Source organism: Sphingopyxis witflariensis, assembly GCF_002205635.1.
Taxonomy (GTDB): Bacteria; Pseudomonadota; Alphaproteobacteria; order Sphingomonadales; family Sphingomonadaceae; genus Sphingopyxis; species Sphingopyxis witflariensis.
In genome coordinates this window covers 53,858-70,857 of sequence record NZ_NISJ01000010.1, presented here as the reverse complement: position 1 = coordinate 70,857, position 17,000 = coordinate 53,858, and the positions used below count along the sequence as shown (strand labels likewise).

The following is a 17,000-nucleotide window of genomic DNA, read 5'->3' as shown; positions in this document are numbered from 1 at the left end:
ATGGTAAAACCGGTGACGGCCCCAACCGACAATGATCCGGGTACCGCCGCTGCCGATATCCTCGATGACATGATCGAGCCCGGCAAGCGCCTGATCCGCCTGCCCGCCGACAAGGGCCTGACGCTCGGCGACCGCATCGCCAACCATATTACCCGGCTGACCTGGCGCACCCCGCTCCACGCGCTGCGCCTGAAGGGCCGCTTCCCGCTCAAGCTGCTCGGCGTGCCGACCGATCCGGTTCCGGGCGACGCCCGCGCCGGCACCGCGATCCGCGCTGGCCATTTCCTCCATCGCGGGCTGAAGCTCTCGCTGGGCGATCTCGATTTCGCCGCGCTCGATGTGCCACCAGCCTTCGCCGACTATCTGCACAGCTTTGCCTGGCTGCGCGATCTGGCTGCGACCGGCACCCGCGCCGACGGCGTACCGATCGCCGAGGCCGTCGTGCGCCACTGGCTGGCGACGCACGGCGAAACGGTGAGCGAACCGGCGTGGAAAGCCGACAACAGCGCGTGGCGCATCCTGTTCTGGGCCGCGCACGCGCCGCTGATCCTGTCGTCAAGCGACCTCATCTATCGCTCGGCGGTCCTCAACCACCTCGCGCGCGCGGCGCGGCACCTCGACCGCATTGCCGACAAGACGCGCCCCGGCACTGGCCAGATGGTCGCATGGGTCGGCATCGTCGCCGCATCGCTGCTGATGCCCGGCGGCGAGCCGCGGCAGATTTTTGGAGAAGCGGGCCTTCGCAAAGTCCTCGAAACCAGCTTCTACGCCGACGGCGGCAATATTGCGCGCTCGCCGCAGGCCCAGCTCGACGCGATCATGGCGCTGTCGATGCTCGCGCAAGTCTATGACATGCGCCGCATGGAAGTTCCGCCCTTCGTCCAGGAAGTGCTCGCGCGCGCGGTCCCCGCGCTGCTCGGTCTCGTCCACAGCGACGGCGGCATGGGCAATTGGCAGGGCAGCGGCGCGACCGCCGCCGCCGACATTCAGGCGATCGTCCGCGCCAGCGGTATCCGCACCCGCCCGCTCAAACAGGCACGCGACTGGGGCTATCAGCGGCTCGTCGCGGGCAAGGTCGTGCTGCTCGCCGACGCCGCCCCGCCGCCGATCGCCCGCGTGACCGAAGCAGGCTGCGCCTCGACCCTCGCCTTCGAACTCAGCGATGGCGACGAGCGCATCGTCGTCAACTGCGGCGGCGCGGCGCTGACTGGCGCGACGATCCCCGCCGACCTCGCGCGCGGGCTGCGCACTACCGCGGCGCATTCGACGCTGATCCTCGCCGACACCAATTCAACCGCGATCCTGCCCAATGGTTCGCTCGGCAAGGGGGTGACCGAGGTCGAGCTCGACCGCCGCGAAACCCCACAGGGCAGCCGGCTGGAGATGAGCCACGACGGCTATGCCCGTCGCCACGGCCTGATCCACCGCCGCCTGCTGATCCTGTCGCCCAACGGACGCGAACTGCGCGGCGAGGATTTGCTGCTTCCCGCCCCGCGCAGCCGCCGCAAGGGCGACAAGGGCTTTGCGCTGCGCTTCCACCTTGGCCCCAACATGTCGGCCAGCCTGACCGCCGACCGGCTCGGCGCGCTGCTCCGCATCAATGGCGGGCCGTTGTGGCAGTTCCGCACATCTGAAGGCATGCTGGAGGTCGAGGACAGCCTGTGGGTCGACGGCGACGGCCGCCCACACCCGTCCGAACAGCTCGTCGTCACCGGGACCGCACCCGCTGGCGGCGCGAGCATCGGCTGGATTTTCAAGCATATCGGCTGAACCGCCGCGGCAATAATGATATTGCACCACTGTATTATTATGATAGTTCACTTAGCGTAGGTCCGTACGCAGGGGAATTACCATGAAGATGCTTGCTGTCGCGGCGCTCGTTGCTGCCGCCATTCCTTCCGCCGCCTCGGCAACCAGCTGCGAGGAAAGTTTCGTCAAAAAGGGCAATGGCGTCACCGGCCTGAAATTCACCGCCAGCGTGTCGGTCAAGGATTTGACCCCCGCCAGCGCGGTCGGCCAGATGCGCGGAATTGCAATCACCAAAGGCTATGACGTTCTCGCCGAAGAGCCCGGCGAAGGCAGCATGTTGCTGGAACAGCCGCGCACCGGCAAAGCGCGCTCCTTTCCGATCGTGATGTCGACGGTGACCGCCGGATCGCTGGGCGTGGTGACGCTGGAGGCAAAATTGCCGGCAACGATGTTTGCGCCCGAAGATGGCGCGCGAACCGAGATTTGTTCGATGCTGAACCAGTTGCAGGGCGGCAAGGCAGGGCTTGCGGCGGCGGGACGCAGCAAGGGCGCGGTGTCAACGGTCGCGCCGGTTACCTATGTCGCGCAGGATCTGTCGCAGCTGCTGTCCAAGGAAACCCAGCGCAGCGCAGAAGCGATTCCGCTGCGTTACAAGGGCAAGACGATGATCGTCACCGGCACCGTCGATTATGTCATCAAGGACGGCAACCAATATCGCGTCGCATTTAAGGTGCTGGCGCCGCACGAGCTGGCGCTGCGCCCGCCCGGGCTCGCCGATTTCAAGACCGACATCAGCTGCCTGCTCGCCAACGGGCAAAGCGTTTTCGCGCTGACCCTGAAACCCGGCAAGTCGATCAAGCTGCAGGGCACCTACCGTGATTTCGACCAGTTTCGCCACGTCATGTGGCTGGATCAGTGCCGCCCGGTCAAATAACCGGTTGGGAAGCGAGGCGGCGACGGGCAAGGGACTGCCCGCCGCCGCACAGCGTCAGAAGGCGTAGCGCGCCATCAACTGAAAGACCGGACCGGCCTTTTCGGATTCGAGTTCATATTCGTCGAACTTGCGGTCGGCCTGATCCTCGGGGCTGTCGAACTTGTTGAACGCCTCGCGCTTCGCGCCGTTGAGCAGGTTCGAACCCACGGCGCGGATCGTGAATTTCTTGCCGAAGCGTTTTTCGACGAAGATTTCGAGGTCGCTGCCATAGCTGGTGCGGATTTCCTCACCCAGCACGCGGTCATAAGCCGCGCCCTGCTTGCGATGGGTCGCGCCGAAGGCGACGCCCCATTTCGGCAGATCCTGGATGAAGCCGATGTTATAGACATAGTTCGACTGGCCGTTGAAGCGGCGCTCGCCCGCAAAATCTTTGATCTCGCTGTCGAGCCACGAGACGTTGCCAAAGATGCCGGTGTCGGGAAGCCCGACGAAGCCGAGGTCGGTCGAGATGTCGAATTCGACGCCCCAAACCTTGCCATCGCCGACATTCTGCGGCTGATAGACGACGGTGCCCGCCCCCTCCGAGCCGGTTTCTTCGGTGTTGATGAGTTCGATCAGGCCGGTCACGTCGCGATAGAAAGCGTTGAGGCCGACGATCCCGCGCGCGCCGATGCGGCGTTCATAACCGACATCGATCCCCCAGGCGGTTTCGGGGCCGAGCTGCGGATTGCCGATCAGGTCATTGTCGCCGACTTCCTTTTTGAGCGTCGCGGGCGAAATATAGTTGAAATCGGGGCGGCGGTTGGTGCGCGCCACCGATGCGGTGATGCGGTCGTGCGAGGTCAGGTCGAACTTGATTGACGCCGACGGCAGCCATTTTTCATAATCATTGTCCTGCGTCAGCACATCGTCGGGGTCGCTGAAATCGCGGATATCGAGCTTGGTCGTCTCGTAGCGGACGCCCGCCTCCCAAGTCAGCCCACCCGTTTTACCCTGCACCAGCGCAAAGCCATCGAAGCGGCGCTCCTTGATCCGGTTCACCCCGCCATCGGTGGGCTTGAGCGCGCCGAAAGGCTCCATCAGGTCGGTCGGATTGTCGGCGAACGGGTCATAGCTGGTCTGGAGACCGGGAAATTCCATTTCGGCATCGGCGTCGAGGATCGCCATGCCGCGTTTTTTCTTTTGATAAAGGCCGCCGACGACAAGCTGGATATCATCGCCGAGTTCAACTTCATGGTCGAGCTTCGCCGTATATTCCTTGTCGGTGACGTCGGTCGCGGTGAACACCTGTTCGAACGCAGGATCGTCCTTGTCGTCGAATTCAATCTGATATTCGGTCTCGCGCTGCTTGTCGTCAAAACGCGCATAGCCGAGGCGCAGCGTCGTTTTGCCGAGCGACCAGCGGTGCGCCAGCTTGGCGTCGATGCTGTAATTTTCCTGATCGATCTCGTTCACATTGGCGTTGTCGCTGATCAGCGGGCCGAGTGGCAGCGGCCCGCCGGTCGCGGTCGGATCATCATATTCGAAGCTGCGCTCGCTTTCGGTGCGGTCGGTGCGGACATAAAAGCCGCTGACCCGGAAATCGGTGGTTTCGCCGTCGATCTCATAGCTTGCGTTGGCCGAATAATCCTTGCCGTCGCGGGTGTCGCGCTGGTCCTCACGATTGTCGAATTCGGTGGTGGCATAGTCGGGCTCGTTCTCGGGCGAGTCCTTGTAGCGCAGCGAATATTTCTTCTTCGGATTGTGACGCCCCTGAAGATTCAGGCCGACGAGCAGGCGGCCCGGACCAACCGCGCCGCCATAAACCAGCCCCAGGCTGGGTTCGAGTTCCTTGTCGTCATAATAGAGCCCGCCCGCGCGGACATAGCCGCCGTCGAGTTCATAGGCGTCGCGCAGTTCGATGTTGATCGTGCCCGCGACCGCATCGCCGGTGCGCCGTGCCGACGAAGAGCGGACGATCTCGACGCGGTCGATCAGTTCGGCGGGGATGCGATCGAGGAAGAAGCTGCGGTCGGCGTTGCTGCCGGGGACGCGTTCGCCGTTGATCAGGATTTGCGTATAGCCCGGCGGCAGGCCGCGCAGCCGCGGCCCGTCGCTTTCGATCACGTCCGAGAGGAAGGTCACCGACGGCACGCGCTTCAGCGCGTCGCCCGCGGTGAGCGGCTCGAAACGCTGGAAAAATTCGCTGTCATAGGTGAGAACGGGCTCGGCGGCGTCGTTGCGGCCCCGATAACCGACGCTGCCGAGAACGACGATGTCCTGCGCCGAGGTGATGCTGCCGTCGTCATTGACGATCGGCGCTTCCTGCGCAGTGGCCGGAGCGGCAGCGAGCGCCGCAGCAAGAGCGAGTGCGGCGGCGGAATGCAGGCTGAATGTTCGAATCATGTTGGTCAGACCCCCTTTGTGGTTGCCGGGCGTCTAGGGGTGGCGTGTGACAGTTTGCGGCGAGCTGTGTGACGGTTATGTTTCAGTTAAGTGACTGAAATATTGTAGTATTGACGTCTCATCACTTTGCTGGGACGGGGCGCGCCAGCCGCACTTTCGCGCCGCCGGAAACAGGGGAATCATCATGGTCGCTACGTACAAGTGGAAGTTGCTGACTTCATTGGCTTTTGCATCCGCGCTGGCGGGATGCGCGGGACAAGCCGAACCGATGATCCACGGCCTGCCCCCGGCGCCGGTCACCGCGAGCGGCGAAACCGCGCCCGTCGGCACCAACCGCGCCGATGCCGCCGACGATCCGGCGATCTGGGTCGACCCCGCCAATCCGAACCGCGCGCTGGTCATCGCGACCGACAAGAAGGCGGGCCTCCATGTCTATGATCTCGCCGGCAAGGATCTGGCGTTCATCAAGGCCGGGCTGGTCAACAATGTCGATGTGATGGGCGACATCATCGTCGCCAGCGACCGCAACGATGGCGTGAACGCCCATCTCGCGGTCTTCCGCCTCGACGGCGCCAAGCCCGCGCTGACCGCAATCGGCCGCGCCCCCGCGGGTGCCGGCGAAGCCTATGGCCTCTGCCTCGCCCAGACCGCGCCCGGCGCGCCGCTCACCGCCGCGCTGATCGTCAAGGACGGCACGGTTCGCGTCGGCACCCTGACCGTCGCCGACGGCACCGCGCCCGCCTTTGCGGTGCAGTGGGAATATAAGATCCCGACCCAGTCCGAAGGCTGCGTCTTCGACGGCGACACGCTGTATGTCGGCGAGGAAGATGCCGGCATCTGGCAGTTGAAGCAGAATGGCACCGGCGCGACCGCGCGTCTCGTCGCCCCGGTCGACAACCAGCGCCTCGTCGCCGATGTCGAGGGTCTCGCGACGATCGATCACAAGAGTCAGCGTTACCTGATCGCCTCGAGCCAAGGCGACAACGCTTTTGCCGTCTTCCGCCTGCCCGGGTTCGACTATGTCGGACGTTTCGCGGTCGCCGCAGGGACATATGGCGCGACGAGCGAGACCGATGGGATCGCGGCAGCGGCGGGCAATTTCGGCGGCGATTATGCCGGGGGACTGTTCATCGCCCAGGATGGCGACAACGCACCCAAAGCACAGAATTTCAAGCTGGTCGGCTGGGACCGGATTGCGGCGGCGCTGGGGCTATAGACAAACGTCGCCCCCGCGAATGCAGGGTTAAAGCATAGCGCGTTCCTTATAAACCGCTCGCCCCGAGCTTGTCGAAGGGCCGTTCTTTCTTTGCGACGTCAAAGAAGAAAGGACGGTGCTTCGACAAGCTCAGCACAAACGGGGTTGGATGGCGTTGCGGATCAACGGCATCTACCCACTTGCGGCCCCCGCCTTCGCGGAGGCGACGTTCAATTGGATGGGCGGACTCACCTTGCCCAAAAGCGGCCATGCGCCTAGGGGGACTGCGTCTTTCCACCCCCTGAGCAAAGCCCCTTCCCCATGACCGATCTCGTCCCCGTCCGCCGCGCGCTTCTGTCCGTCAGCGATAAGGCGGGTCTCGCCGACCTCGCCGCCGCGCTCGTCCGCCATGGCGTCGAACTGGTCTCGACCGGCGGCACCGCAAAGGCACTGCGCGAAGCGGGGCACAATGTCCTCGACGTCGCCGACCTGACCGGCTTTCCCGAGATGATGGACGGCCGCGTCAAGACCCTGCACCCGACGGTCCATGGCGGCATCCTCGCCGTCCGCGACGATGCAGCGCATATTGCATCGATGGAAGAACATGGCATCGGCGCGATCGACCTCGTCGTCGTCAACCTCTACCCCTTCGCAGCAACCGTCGCGAAGGGCGCCGCACGCGACGAAATCATCGAGAATATCGACATCGGCGGCCCCGCAATGGTGCGCTCGTCGGCGAAGAACCACGCTTTCGTGAACATCGTCACCGAGCCCGAAGATTATGCCGCGGTGATTGCCGAGATGGACGCGAACAATGGCGCGACGACGCTGGGGCTGCGCAAGCGCCTCGCCGCAACCGCCTTTGCGCACACCGCGACCTATGATGGCATGATCGCCAGCTGGTTCGCCTTTGCCGACCAGGGCAAGCTGTTCCCCGACACGCTGCCGCTGACCGCGAAGCTGCAGACCGAGCTGCGCTATGGCGAGAACCCGCACCAGAAGGCGGCGCTCTATCTCCCCGCAGGCCCCGCCTCGCGTGGGATCGCGCAGGCCGAGCAGGTGCAGGGCAAGGAGCTCAGCTACAACAATATCAACGACGCCGACGCGGCGCTCGAGCTGGTTGCCGAATTCCGCGACGCCGGGCCGACCTGCGTCATCGTCAAGCACGCCAACCCGTGCGGCGTCGCGAGCGGCGCGACGATTGCGGAGGCCTATGACGCCGCACTGAAGTGCGACGATGTCTCGGCTTTCGGCGGGATCATCGCAGTCAACCGGCCGCTCGACGGCCCGACAGCGGAAGCAATCAGCGGCATCTTCACCGAAGTCGTCTGCGCGCCCGACGCCGACGCCGATGCCCGCGCGGTGTTCGCGAAGAAGAAGAATCTGCGCCTGCTGCTGACCGGCGAGCTTCCCGATCCCGCGCGCGGCGGCCTGATGATGAAGACGATTGCAGGCGGCTGGCTCGCGCAGAGCCGCGACAATGGCCACATCACCCGCGATGATCTGAAAACCGTCACCGACCGCGCGCCGACCGAAGAAGAGCTGACCGATGCGCTCTTCGCCTGGACGATCGCCAAGCATGTGAAGTCGAACGCGATCGTCTATGCCAAGGGCGGATCGACCGCAGGCATCGGCGCGGGCCAGATGAACCGCCGCGATAGCGCGCGCATCGCCGCGATCAAGGCACGCGAAGCCGCCGAGACGCACGGCTGGGCCGCGCCGCGCACCGTGGGCAGCGCGGTCGCGAGCGACGCCTTCTTCCCCTTCGCCGACGGCCTGCTCGCCGCGGTCGAGGCGGGTGCGACCTGCGTCATCCAGCCGGGCGGCTCGATCCGCGATGACGAGGTGATTGCAGCGGCGAATGAAGCCGGACTTGCGATGGTATTCACCGGGATGCGCCACTTCCGCCATTAATAGCTGTTCCCCGGCGAAAGCCGGGGCCCATGCTTTCGGCGCCGCTATGGACCCCGGCTTTCGCCGGGGAACAAAAGCTTACTCGTTCGCCGCGGTGTGCAGCCAGTCGGCGTGGCGTGGCGCCTTCTTGGTCTGGCTCCATTCCTCGAGCATCAATGGCGCGACGCGGCGCAGTTCGGCATATTGCTCGGCGGTGCCGATATCGCACGCCAGCTCGACGCGATGGCCGTTGGGGTCGAAGAAATAGATCGACTTGAAGATGCCGTGATGCGTCGGGCCAAGCACGTCGACGCCATTCGCCTCAAGATGCGCCTTTGCCGCGACCAGCTCGTCGAAACTGCCGACCTTGAACGCCAGATGCTGGACCCACGCCGGGGTGTTGGTGTCGCGCCCCATGTCGGGCTGGTTGGGCAGTTCGAAAAATGCCAATATGTTGCCGTTCCCCGCGTCGAGGAAGACGTGCATGTACGGATCATATTCGCCGGTCGACGGCACATGATCCTCGGCAAAGGCGGTGGTGTAGGTCATGCCGAGCATGCGTTCATACCAGTCCACCGTCTCTTTCGCGTCGCGGCAGCGATAGGCGGCGTGGTGTACGCCGCCGAGTTTAATGGGCGATTGGCTGGTCATTGTCCCAAAACTCCGTTCGTGTTGAGCCCACCCCGTTCGTGCTGAGCTTGTCGAAACACTGTTCTTATCTTCGTTGTTCAAGAAGAGAACGGCCCTTCGACAGGCTCAGGGCAAACGGGTTTAGGGGATCAAGCGGTCTCTTTCACTTCCAATGCCCCGCGACGAATCTGGTCCATTTCCATCGATTTGAACAGCGCGGTGAAATTGCCCTCACCGAAGCCCTCATCCTTCTTGCGCTGGATGAATTCGAAGAAGACCGGGCCAATCACCGTCTGGCCGAAAATCTGGAGGAGCAGGCGCGGGTCGCCTTCGGTCGTTGAACCGTCGAGCAAGATGCCGCGCGACTGCAATCCTTCGACCGACTCGCCATGGCCCGGCAGGCGCTCTTCGAGCATTTCATAATAGGTTGCGGGCGGGGCGGGCGCGAACGGATTGCCGAGTGCCTTGAGCTTGTCCCACGCGGCGTAAAGATCGTCGCAGCTGAACGCGATATGCTGGATGCCCTCGCCATTATAGGCGCGCAGATATTCTTCGATCTGGCCGCCGCCGCCCGCGCCCTCTTCGTTCAGCGGAATGCGGATCTTGCCGTCGGGGGCGGTCATCGCCTTCGACGTCAGGCCGGTATATTCGCCCTTGATGTCGAAATAACGGATCTCGCGGAACCCCGCGATGCGTTCATAGAACGACGCCCAATGCGCCATGCGGCCGCCGTAGACATTGTGGGTCAGGTGATCGATCAACTGCATCCCCGCGCCGACCGGATGGCGATCGACGCCCTCTTCATAGACGAAATCAATGTCATAGATGCTGAGGTCGTCGCCGTAGCGATCGATCAGATAGATGATCGACCCGCCGATGCCGCGGATGGCGGGCAGGCGCAGTTCCATCGGCCCCGGCATCACTTCGACCGGCTCGGCGCCCCGCGCGATCGCTTCGGCATAGGCTTTCGCCGCGTCGCGGACGCGCCAGCCCATGCCGCACGCTGACGGGCCATGTTCGGCTGCAAAATAGGCGGCGGGCGACTGGGGCTGATAATTGGCGATCAGGTTGATGCCGCCCTGACGCCACAGCTGGACGTCCTTCGAGCGGTGATGCGCGATCTGGGTGAAGCCCATCGCGGCGAACACCGGTTCGAGAATCCCCTTTTCGGGCGCCGAAAATTCGACGAATTCAAAGCCGTCGAGGCCCAGCGGATTGTCGAACAGGTCGGCCATCATCATCTTCCCATCTAGTTTCAATTGAAACTATTATGATGGATTGGGGTGGCGGAGTCAATGCGGGTTGGCCCACAACAACTTCGTCATGCCGGACTTGATCCGGCATCCATCGCAGCTTCGATGTCTGGACCCCGGATCAAGTCCGGGGTGACGATATCGGGGAGAATAATCTAGGCGGTCGCCGCTCCGAACGCCTCCAGCGCCTCGCTTGCCGCGACCCAACGCGCCTCGGCGGCTTCCTGCGCCGCGACGATCTTGCCGCGCCGCTGCGACAGCTCGCTCATCGTCAGGCCCTTATATTCATTCGCCGCGCCCTGCGGATCGAACATCGCGCGATCGATGGCGGACAGAACGACCTCATATTTGGCAAGATCGGCTTCGGCATCCGAAACCTCCTTTTTGACCTTCGCAGCGGCTTCGCGCGCAGCAGCGGCGGCCTTGCGGTCTTCCTTCTTGTCGGCCTTCGACATTTTTTCCTTCGCCGGTCCCTTGCCGAGAATCATGTCGACATAATCGTCCATGCTGCCGTCATATTCGCGCGCGGTGCCGTCATCGACGAGCACCAGCCGGTCGGCAGTGAGTTCGAGCATATGGCGGTCATGGCTGACGAGCACCACTGCGCCTTCGAAGCCGTTGAGCGCCTGCACCAGCGCCTCACGCGCATCGACGTCCAAGTGGTTCGTCGGTTCGTCGAGGATGAGCAGATGCGGCGCCTCGCGGGTGATCAACGCCAGCGCGAGCCGCGCCTTTTCGCCCCCCGACATTTTGGCGACCTGCGTGGTCGCGCGATTGCCCGAAAAGCCGAAACGCCCGAGCTGTGCGCGCACCGCGCCCTGCGGCTTGCCCTCCATCACCCGCGTCATATGTGCGAGCGGGGTGTCGCTGCCGTCGAGTTCCTCGACCTGATATTGAGTGAAATAGCCGACGCGCATCTTGCCCGACGCCGCCATCGCGCCCGCCATCGGCGACAGCTGCGCCGCGAGCAGCCGCGCGAGCGTGGTCTTGCCATTGCCGTTGCGGCCGAGAAGCGCAATCCGGTCGTCGGGATCGATCCGCAGGTTGAGCCGCTGGAGCACCGGCTTGTCGGCATAGCCAACGCTCGCGAGATCGAGGGTGATCAGCGGCGGCTTCAGCTCGTCGGGGCTCGGGAAATCGAAGGCGAGCGTATGGTCTTCGGCGAGCGCGGCGATCGGCTGCATCCTGGCGAGCATTTTGGCACGCGACTGCGCCTGCTTCGCGGTCGAGGCGCGCGCGCTGTTGCGCGCGACATAGTCCTGGAGCTTCGCGCGCTGGGCATCCTGCGACGCCTTGGCCGCGGCGAGCTGTGCCGCGCGTTCGGCGCGCTGGCGCTCGAAGGAGTCATAGCCGCCTGCATAGAGCATGACCTTGCCGCCCTCGAGGTGGAGGATATTGTCGACGACATTGTTGAGCAGATCGCGCTCGTGGCTGATCACCACCAGCTGCCCCGGATAGGCGCGCAGGAAATTCTCGAGCCACAGCGTGGCTTCGAGGTCGAGGTGGTTCGACGGTTCGTCGAGCAGCAGCAGGTCGGGTTCAGAGAAGAGCAGCGCCGCGAGCGCAACGCGCATCTTCCAGCCGCCCGAAAAGCTGTCGAGCGGCTGGCCCTGCATCTCCTCGTCGAACCCCAGCCCGATCAGGATGCGCGCGGCGCGCGCCGGCGCAGTATAGGCATCGATCGCGATCAGCCGCTCGTGGATATCGCCGAGCTTGTCGGGATCCTGCTCGGTTTCCGATGCGATGAGCAGTTCGGCGCGTTCGGTGTCGGCGGCAAGCACGGTGTCGAACGGCGTCGCAGTGCCGCTCGGCGCTTCCTGCGCGATATAGCCCACGCGGGTGCGGCGCGGCATGTCAATGCTGCCTTCGTCGGGTTCGAGCTGGCCGATCATCACCTTCATCAGCGTCGATTTGCCGGCGCCGTTGCGGCCGATTAGCCCGACACGGCTTTTCGCCGGCAGGCTCGCCGTGGCGCGTTCGAGGATGGCGCGCCCGCCAAGGCGTACAGTGATTCCGTTGATGGTCAGCATGGGCGCGCGCCTAGCATGTTGCGACGCACAACCCAAGGGGCTGGATTTCCTCTGGGCGGTGCTGCACCGGCCCGCTTGCTAAAAGCATCTAGTGCGACGAACCCATCGACACATGCTTGGGCAGCGGCGCGCACCACACGGCAATCCCGGCAAGAACGAACACCACCCCCGATGCAAGGAACAGGTGGAGCACGCCAAGGGTCGATGCCTGCACCTCGACCAGCCGCTCAATCGCGGCGCGCGCCTGTTCGAGCGTCATCCCCGCGCGCTGGAGCATGTCCATCGTGCCGCCGGTATCGTTCATGCCGGACACGAGTTCCGACCGCGCGACACGGCTTTCCATATCCCATGCCGTCGTCGCGACCGCAGTGCCCATCGCACCGCTCAGCGTGCGCAAAAAGCTCATCAGCCCCGCCGCCGATGTCTGATCCTTTTGGGGAACGCTCGACAGCGCGAGCGCGGTCAGCCCGACGAAAAAGAAGGGCATGCCCATTCCCTGGAGCAGGTGCGGCAGCGCGAGCGTCCAATAATCGACGTCGGCGTTCCAGCTTGCGCGCAGGACCGAGATAAAGGCCATCCACAATATCCCGGCGCAGATCGAGATACGAATATCGATCTTGCCGATCAATCCCGCCGCGACCGGTGACAGCAACACCGCAAACACCCCGATCCACGCGACGATATAGCCGGTCTCGGTCGCGGTATAGCCCGCGACCTGTTGCAGCCACAAAGGCGTCAGCACGACCTGCGAGAAAAAGGCGCCAAAGCCCAGCGATATGGCGACGGTCGCAAAGGTAAAGCCGCGAAAGCGGAAGACGCGCAGGTCCACGACCGGATTGGCGTCGGTCAGCTCCCATATCACGAAAGCGGCGAAGCTGACCGCCGAGATAACCGCGAGCATCACGATCCAGCTCGATTCGAACCAATCATGCTCGCGCCCGGTGTCGAGCATCAGCTGGAACGCGCCGACGGACAACACGAGCAGCACCAGCCCGACGACGTCGATCCGCGCCTTCTCACGCTTGGTTTCAAACTTGCCGAGCAAGCTGCCGACGCCAAAAGCGCAGATCGCAACCACCGGCAGGTTGATGAAGAAGATCCACGGCCAGCTCCAATTGTCGCTGATCGTGCCCCCCAGAATCGGTCCGAGGATCGGCGCCGTGGTCGTCGTCATCGCCCAGATCGCAAGGCCGATGCCGGCCTTTTCCTTCGGAAAGATGCGCAGCAGCAGGATTTGCGACAACGGCATTAGCGGCCCGCCCGACAGCCCCTGCAGGATGCGAAAGACGATCAGCGAATCGAGCGTCTGCGAAATACCGCACAGAAAGGAGAAGAGCCCGAAACCGAGGATCGAATAGAGGAACCAGCGCACCGTCCCGAACCGCATCGCGAGCCAGCCGGTCAGCGGCACGGCGATCGCATCGGCGACCGCATAGCTGGTGATCACCCATGTCCCCTGCGTCGGCGACACCGCGAGGCCGCCAGCGATATGCGGCACCGACACATTGGCGATCGTCATGTCGAGCACGACGACGAAGTTGGCGAGCGCGAGCGCGAAAGCCGCGGCGATCAACTTGACCCCGGTCAGCGGCGCGGGTTCGCTGGAAGCTCCGGCTGTCAGGGCGGCGCTGGCCATCGCCTCAATTCCCGCGCGTGTCGATCGTGGCTTCCATCGACAGCCCGACGCGCAGCGGATGCGCCTTCAGCTCCTTGGGATCGAGCGCGATGCGCACCGGCAGGCGCTGAACCACCTTCACCCAATTGCCCGTCGCATTCTGCGCCGGAATCAACGAGAAGGCCGCGCCCGTGCCGCCGGCGATGCCGACGACCTTGCCGTGAAAGACGACATCGCCGCCATAATAGTCCGACACCAGTTCGACCGGCTGGCCAATGCGGATATCCTCGAACTGGCTTTCCTTGTAATTGGCGTCGACATAGGCCGTGTCGATAGGGACGATCGTCATGATCGGCGCGCCCGCAGCGATCCGCTGTCCGACCTGCACCTGCTTGTTCGTCACAATGCCGTCGACCGGCGCGCGGATCACGGTGCGCGCGAGGTCAAGCTGCGCCTTCTCCAGACGCGCCTGCGCCGCCGCCACGTCGGGCGCGGTCTGGATCGTCGTCCCGCGCACCAGCGCTTCGGCGGCGCCGAGATCGCCGCTCGCAGACCCGCGCGTGGCTTCGGCCGAAGCAATACCCGCCGCCGCCAGATCGCGCGCCGCCGTCGCCGACACGAACGCCGCGCGCGCGGCCGCCAGATCTTCGCCGGACACCGCGCCAGTGCCGGCAATGCTTTCGCGCCGCGCCAGTTCTGCGCGCGCCTTCGCGACCGTCGCATTGGCGTCGCGCAGCCGCGCCTGTGCTTGGGCAATATCGGCGCCACGCGCCGAGACCCGCGCCCGCGCCGCATCGGCGTTCGCACCCGCCTGCCCGTAACGCTGCCGCGCCTGCCGCAGCGTCGCTTCGGCGTCGGCAAGCGCGAGCTTCGCATCGCTGTCATCGAGAATGACGAGAATATCGCCCTTCCTGACCGCCTGCGTCCCCGCGACGCGCACTTCTTTCACCGGCCCCGAAACGAGCGCAGTGACCACGGCCGAATCGGCGCCGACATAAGCATTGTCGGTATGCACCCGTCCGGATTGCGTCAGGAAATACCATGCGCCCCAGATGAGCGCGGCGACGAGCACCACCAGCCCGAGGATGCGGAGCATTTTGTTGCGCTTGGCGCCGCGGGCTTCGTCGGTGGCGGGGAGAGCCTCGGTTTCGATCGCAGCCGTATTGTCGGCCATCATATGTCTCCTGTGGAATTTTGCGCGTGATATCCGCCGCCGAGCGCGCGGATCAGTGCGATGTCGAGCGACAGCTGCCGCGCCTCAAGATCGGCGACCGCGCGGCTCAAGGCGACGAGGCTGTCTTCGGCGGTGAGTTGTTCGAGCTGGTTCGACAGGCCCGCGCGATAGCGCAGTCCCGCGAGCTTGGCCGCCTCGCCCGCCGCTACCCGCGCTTCGCGTCGGCCGGCAAGCTGACGCATATTGGCTGTGCGGCTTGCGACCAGATCGGCGACATCGCGCAACGCATCGATCAACGTGCGGTCATAGGTTGCGACGGCCACGTCATAGTCCGCCCGCGCGCCGCGATAGCGGCCCTGCAGGCGCCCGCCGTCAAAGATTGGCAGGCTGATCGCCGCGCCGCCATTACCATATTCGGACCCCGCGCTGAACAGGTTGGAGAGGCCCAGCGACTGCAAGCCGACAAGCGCCGACAGGCTGATGTTCGGATAGAAATCGGCGCGCGCGACGTCGATGCGCTTCGCCGCCGCCTCGGCGCGCAGCCGCGCCGCGACAATGTCGGGCCGCCTGCCGATCAGGCCGATCCCGGCCTCGGGCGGCAATCCCACCGCCGCACTGGAAAGTGTTGGCCGCACGATCGAAAGCCCGCGATCGGGGCCAGCACCGACCAGCGCCGCCAACCGGTTGCGTGTCGCCACAATCGCCTCGTCGAGCGCGGCGATATCCGCGCGCGCCGACGCCGCACGGCTTTCGGACTGACGCTCGGCCGCGCGATTTTCGATTTCGGCGCGTGCCCGCGCCGCCGATAGCGCAGCGCTCGCACCGCGTATCCGCTCCGCCTCATTCGCAACGTCGAGCGCAGCATGATAGCCCGCGAGGTCGGCATAGGCCGAGGCGATGCCGGTGGTCAGCATCAACCGCGCCTGCGCTTCGTCGACCCGTGCGGCCTCGGCTTCCGATGTTGCCGCCGCGAGCGCCGCGCGATTGCGACCCCACAGGTCGAGGTCGAAGGAAAAGGTTGCGGCGACATGGCCGGTATCCTGGATGCCATCAGGCACGAAGGCTGGCGGGATCCCCATATTCTTGCTCTGCTGGGCGCCGCCCGCACTGCCCTCGACACCGACACGCGGCGCAAGCTCGGCCCCAGCCTGCCGCGCCATCGCATCGGCGGCGCGCACTCGCGCCGCGGCAATCGCGACATCGGTCGAACCCGCAAGCCCCTCTTCGATCAGGGAATTCAGTTGCGCGTCGCCAAAGCCACGCCACCAGCCTTCGGTCGGCCACTCGCCCCGCGCGTCAGCGAAGGAGGCGGTCGATCCCAGCGACTCGGGCGCAGCCGGAACCGGTGCTGGCCCCAGATCGGGAACGGCGGCGCAACCCGTGAGCAGGCCGAAAACAGCGATTGTGACAAATTTGAGCCGGGCCATGGAATCCAACGATACTATCTGGTATCATGAGCATCTGAACTTCGGAGAATGCGTTGTCAATCGAAATGATACCAACCGGTACGGCACCCCTGGACGATGCCGCCGCCGCGCGCCGCAAGGCGTTCGTCGATGCGGCACGCGAGCTGTTCTTCGCGAATGGCTATGCCGGGACGACCATGTCGTCGATCGCGAGCAAGGTCGGCGGATCGAAGACGACGCTTTGGACTTATTTTCCGTCGAAGGAGGATTTGTTCGCTGCGGTCGTCGACGACATCGTCGGCCATTATGGCGCGGCGCTGCAGGTCGAACTGCCGCTCGACGAGCCCGTCGTCGACGTGCTCAGCCATTTCGGCAATGTATTGGTGAACACCCTGCTGTCGCCGGCAATGCTCGCTCTGTATCGCCTGGTCGTCGGCGAGGCTGAACGCTTTCCGCACCTCGCCGAAACCTTCTATGACCGCGGCCCACGCCGTGGAAAGGCCCGCATCGCCGCGTGGATAGGAGAGAAAATGGTGATGGGCGAACTGCGCATGGGCGACCCCATGCAGGCGGTCTATCATCTGTCCGGCCTGTGTCAGTCGGGACTCTATTATCAGGCGGTCCTCAGCCTGCCTGAAGGGCGCGACCGCAATCGCGAGCGCGTCGCCGCCGAGATCGAAGCTGCGATCGACACTTTCTATCGTGCGTGGAGGCCCGAAACGAACGGCTGAGGAGC

At 64.6% G+C, this 17,000-nt stretch carries 12 protein-coding genes; 5 read left to right on the top strand and 7 right to left on the bottom strand.

Going from position 1 to position 17,000, the window contains the following annotated elements; all coding sequences use genetic code 11:
- Both CDQ91_RS16340 and CDQ91_RS16335 read left to right on the top strand, forming a co-directional pair.
- A complete protein-coding gene (locus tag CDQ91_RS16340) occupies nucleotides 1-1,770 on the top strand; it encodes a heparinase II/III family protein (RefSeq protein ID WP_088473793.1) in 1,770 nt (589 codons plus the stop codon).
- Between the two features lie 82 nt (nucleotides 1,771-1,852).
- Nucleotides 1,853-2,683, top strand: coding sequence for a hypothetical protein (locus CDQ91_RS16335; RefSeq protein ID WP_088473792.1), 831 nt, complete (start codon nucleotides 1,853-1,855; stop codon nucleotides 2,681-2,683).
- A gap of 54 nt (nucleotides 2,684-2,737) precedes the next feature.
- Here the strand turns inward: CDQ91_RS16335 and CDQ91_RS16330 are convergent, their stop codons facing one another.
- On the bottom strand, nucleotides 2,738-5,068 hold the full coding sequence (locus CDQ91_RS16330; RefSeq protein WP_088473791.1) for a TonB-dependent receptor plug domain-containing protein: 2,331 nt from the start codon (nucleotides 5,066-5,068) through the stop codon (nucleotides 2,738-2,740).
- Nucleotides 5,069-5,252: 184 nt separating this feature from the next.
- Here CDQ91_RS16330 and CDQ91_RS16325 point away from each other — a divergent pair, with 184 nt between their 5' ends.
- Complete coding sequence (locus tag CDQ91_RS16325; protein ID WP_088473790.1) at nucleotides 5,253-6,284, top strand: phytase; 1,032 nt, start codon at nucleotides 5,253-5,255, stop codon at nucleotides 6,282-6,284.
- A 300-nt stretch (nucleotides 6,285-6,584) separates the two neighbouring features.
- Complete coding sequence (gene purH, locus CDQ91_RS16320; protein WP_088473789.1) at nucleotides 6,585-8,177, top strand: bifunctional phosphoribosylaminoimidazolecarboxamide formyltransferase/IMP cyclohydrolase; 1,593 nt, start codon at nucleotides 6,585-6,587, stop codon at nucleotides 8,175-8,177.
- Nucleotides 8,178-8,255: 78 nt separating this feature from the next.
- Here the strand turns inward: purH and CDQ91_RS16315 are convergent, their stop codons facing one another.
- The 6 genes from CDQ91_RS16315 to CDQ91_RS16290 form a co-directional block, all read right to left on the bottom strand.
- Nucleotides 8,256-8,807 (bottom strand): VOC family protein, encoded by a 552-nt coding sequence (locus CDQ91_RS16315; RefSeq protein WP_088473788.1) that lies wholly within the window; start codon nucleotides 8,805-8,807, stop codon nucleotides 8,256-8,258.
- Nucleotides 8,808-8,935: 128 nt separating this feature from the next.
- Nucleotides 8,936-10,021, bottom strand: a complete 1,086-nt coding sequence (gene hppD / locus CDQ91_RS16310; protein WP_088473787.1) for a 4-hydroxyphenylpyruvate dioxygenase — start codon at nucleotides 10,019-10,021, stop codon at nucleotides 8,936-8,938.
- Nucleotides 10,022-10,194: 173 nt separating this feature from the next.
- Nucleotides 10,195-12,069 (bottom strand): ABC-F family ATP-binding cassette domain-containing protein, encoded by a 1,875-nt coding sequence (locus CDQ91_RS16305; protein WP_088473786.1) that lies wholly within the window; start codon nucleotides 12,067-12,069, stop codon nucleotides 10,195-10,197.
- Nucleotides 12,070-12,157: 88 nt separating this feature from the next.
- Nucleotides 12,158-13,705, bottom strand: a complete 1,548-nt coding sequence (locus CDQ91_RS16300) for a DHA2 family efflux MFS transporter permease subunit (RefSeq protein WP_088473785.1) — start codon at nucleotides 13,703-13,705, stop codon at nucleotides 12,158-12,160.
- A 4-nt stretch (nucleotides 13,706-13,709) separates the two neighbouring features.
- Complete coding sequence (locus CDQ91_RS16295) at nucleotides 13,710-14,858, bottom strand: HlyD family secretion protein (protein ID WP_164499270.1); 1,149 nt, start codon at nucleotides 14,856-14,858, stop codon at nucleotides 13,710-13,712.
- The gene (locus CDQ91_RS16290) at nucleotides 14,858-16,285 is read right to left on the bottom strand and encodes an efflux transporter outer membrane subunit (protein ID WP_088473783.1); all 1,428 of its coding nucleotides are present in this window, start codon (nucleotides 16,283-16,285) and stop codon (nucleotides 14,858-14,860) included. The genes CDQ91_RS16295 and CDQ91_RS16290 overlap by 1 nt, the downstream gene beginning before the upstream one ends.
- 53 nt (nucleotides 16,286-16,338) lie before the next feature.
- Here CDQ91_RS16290 and CDQ91_RS16285 point away from each other — a divergent pair, with 53 nt between their 5' ends.
- Nucleotides 16,339-16,995 carry a TetR/AcrR family transcriptional regulator gene (locus CDQ91_RS16285; RefSeq protein WP_088473782.1) on the top strand — a complete coding sequence of 219 codons (657 nt, stop codon included), beginning with the start codon at nucleotides 16,339-16,341 and terminating at the stop codon, nucleotides 16,993-16,995.
- Nucleotides 16,996-17,000: the final 5 nt, after the last annotated feature.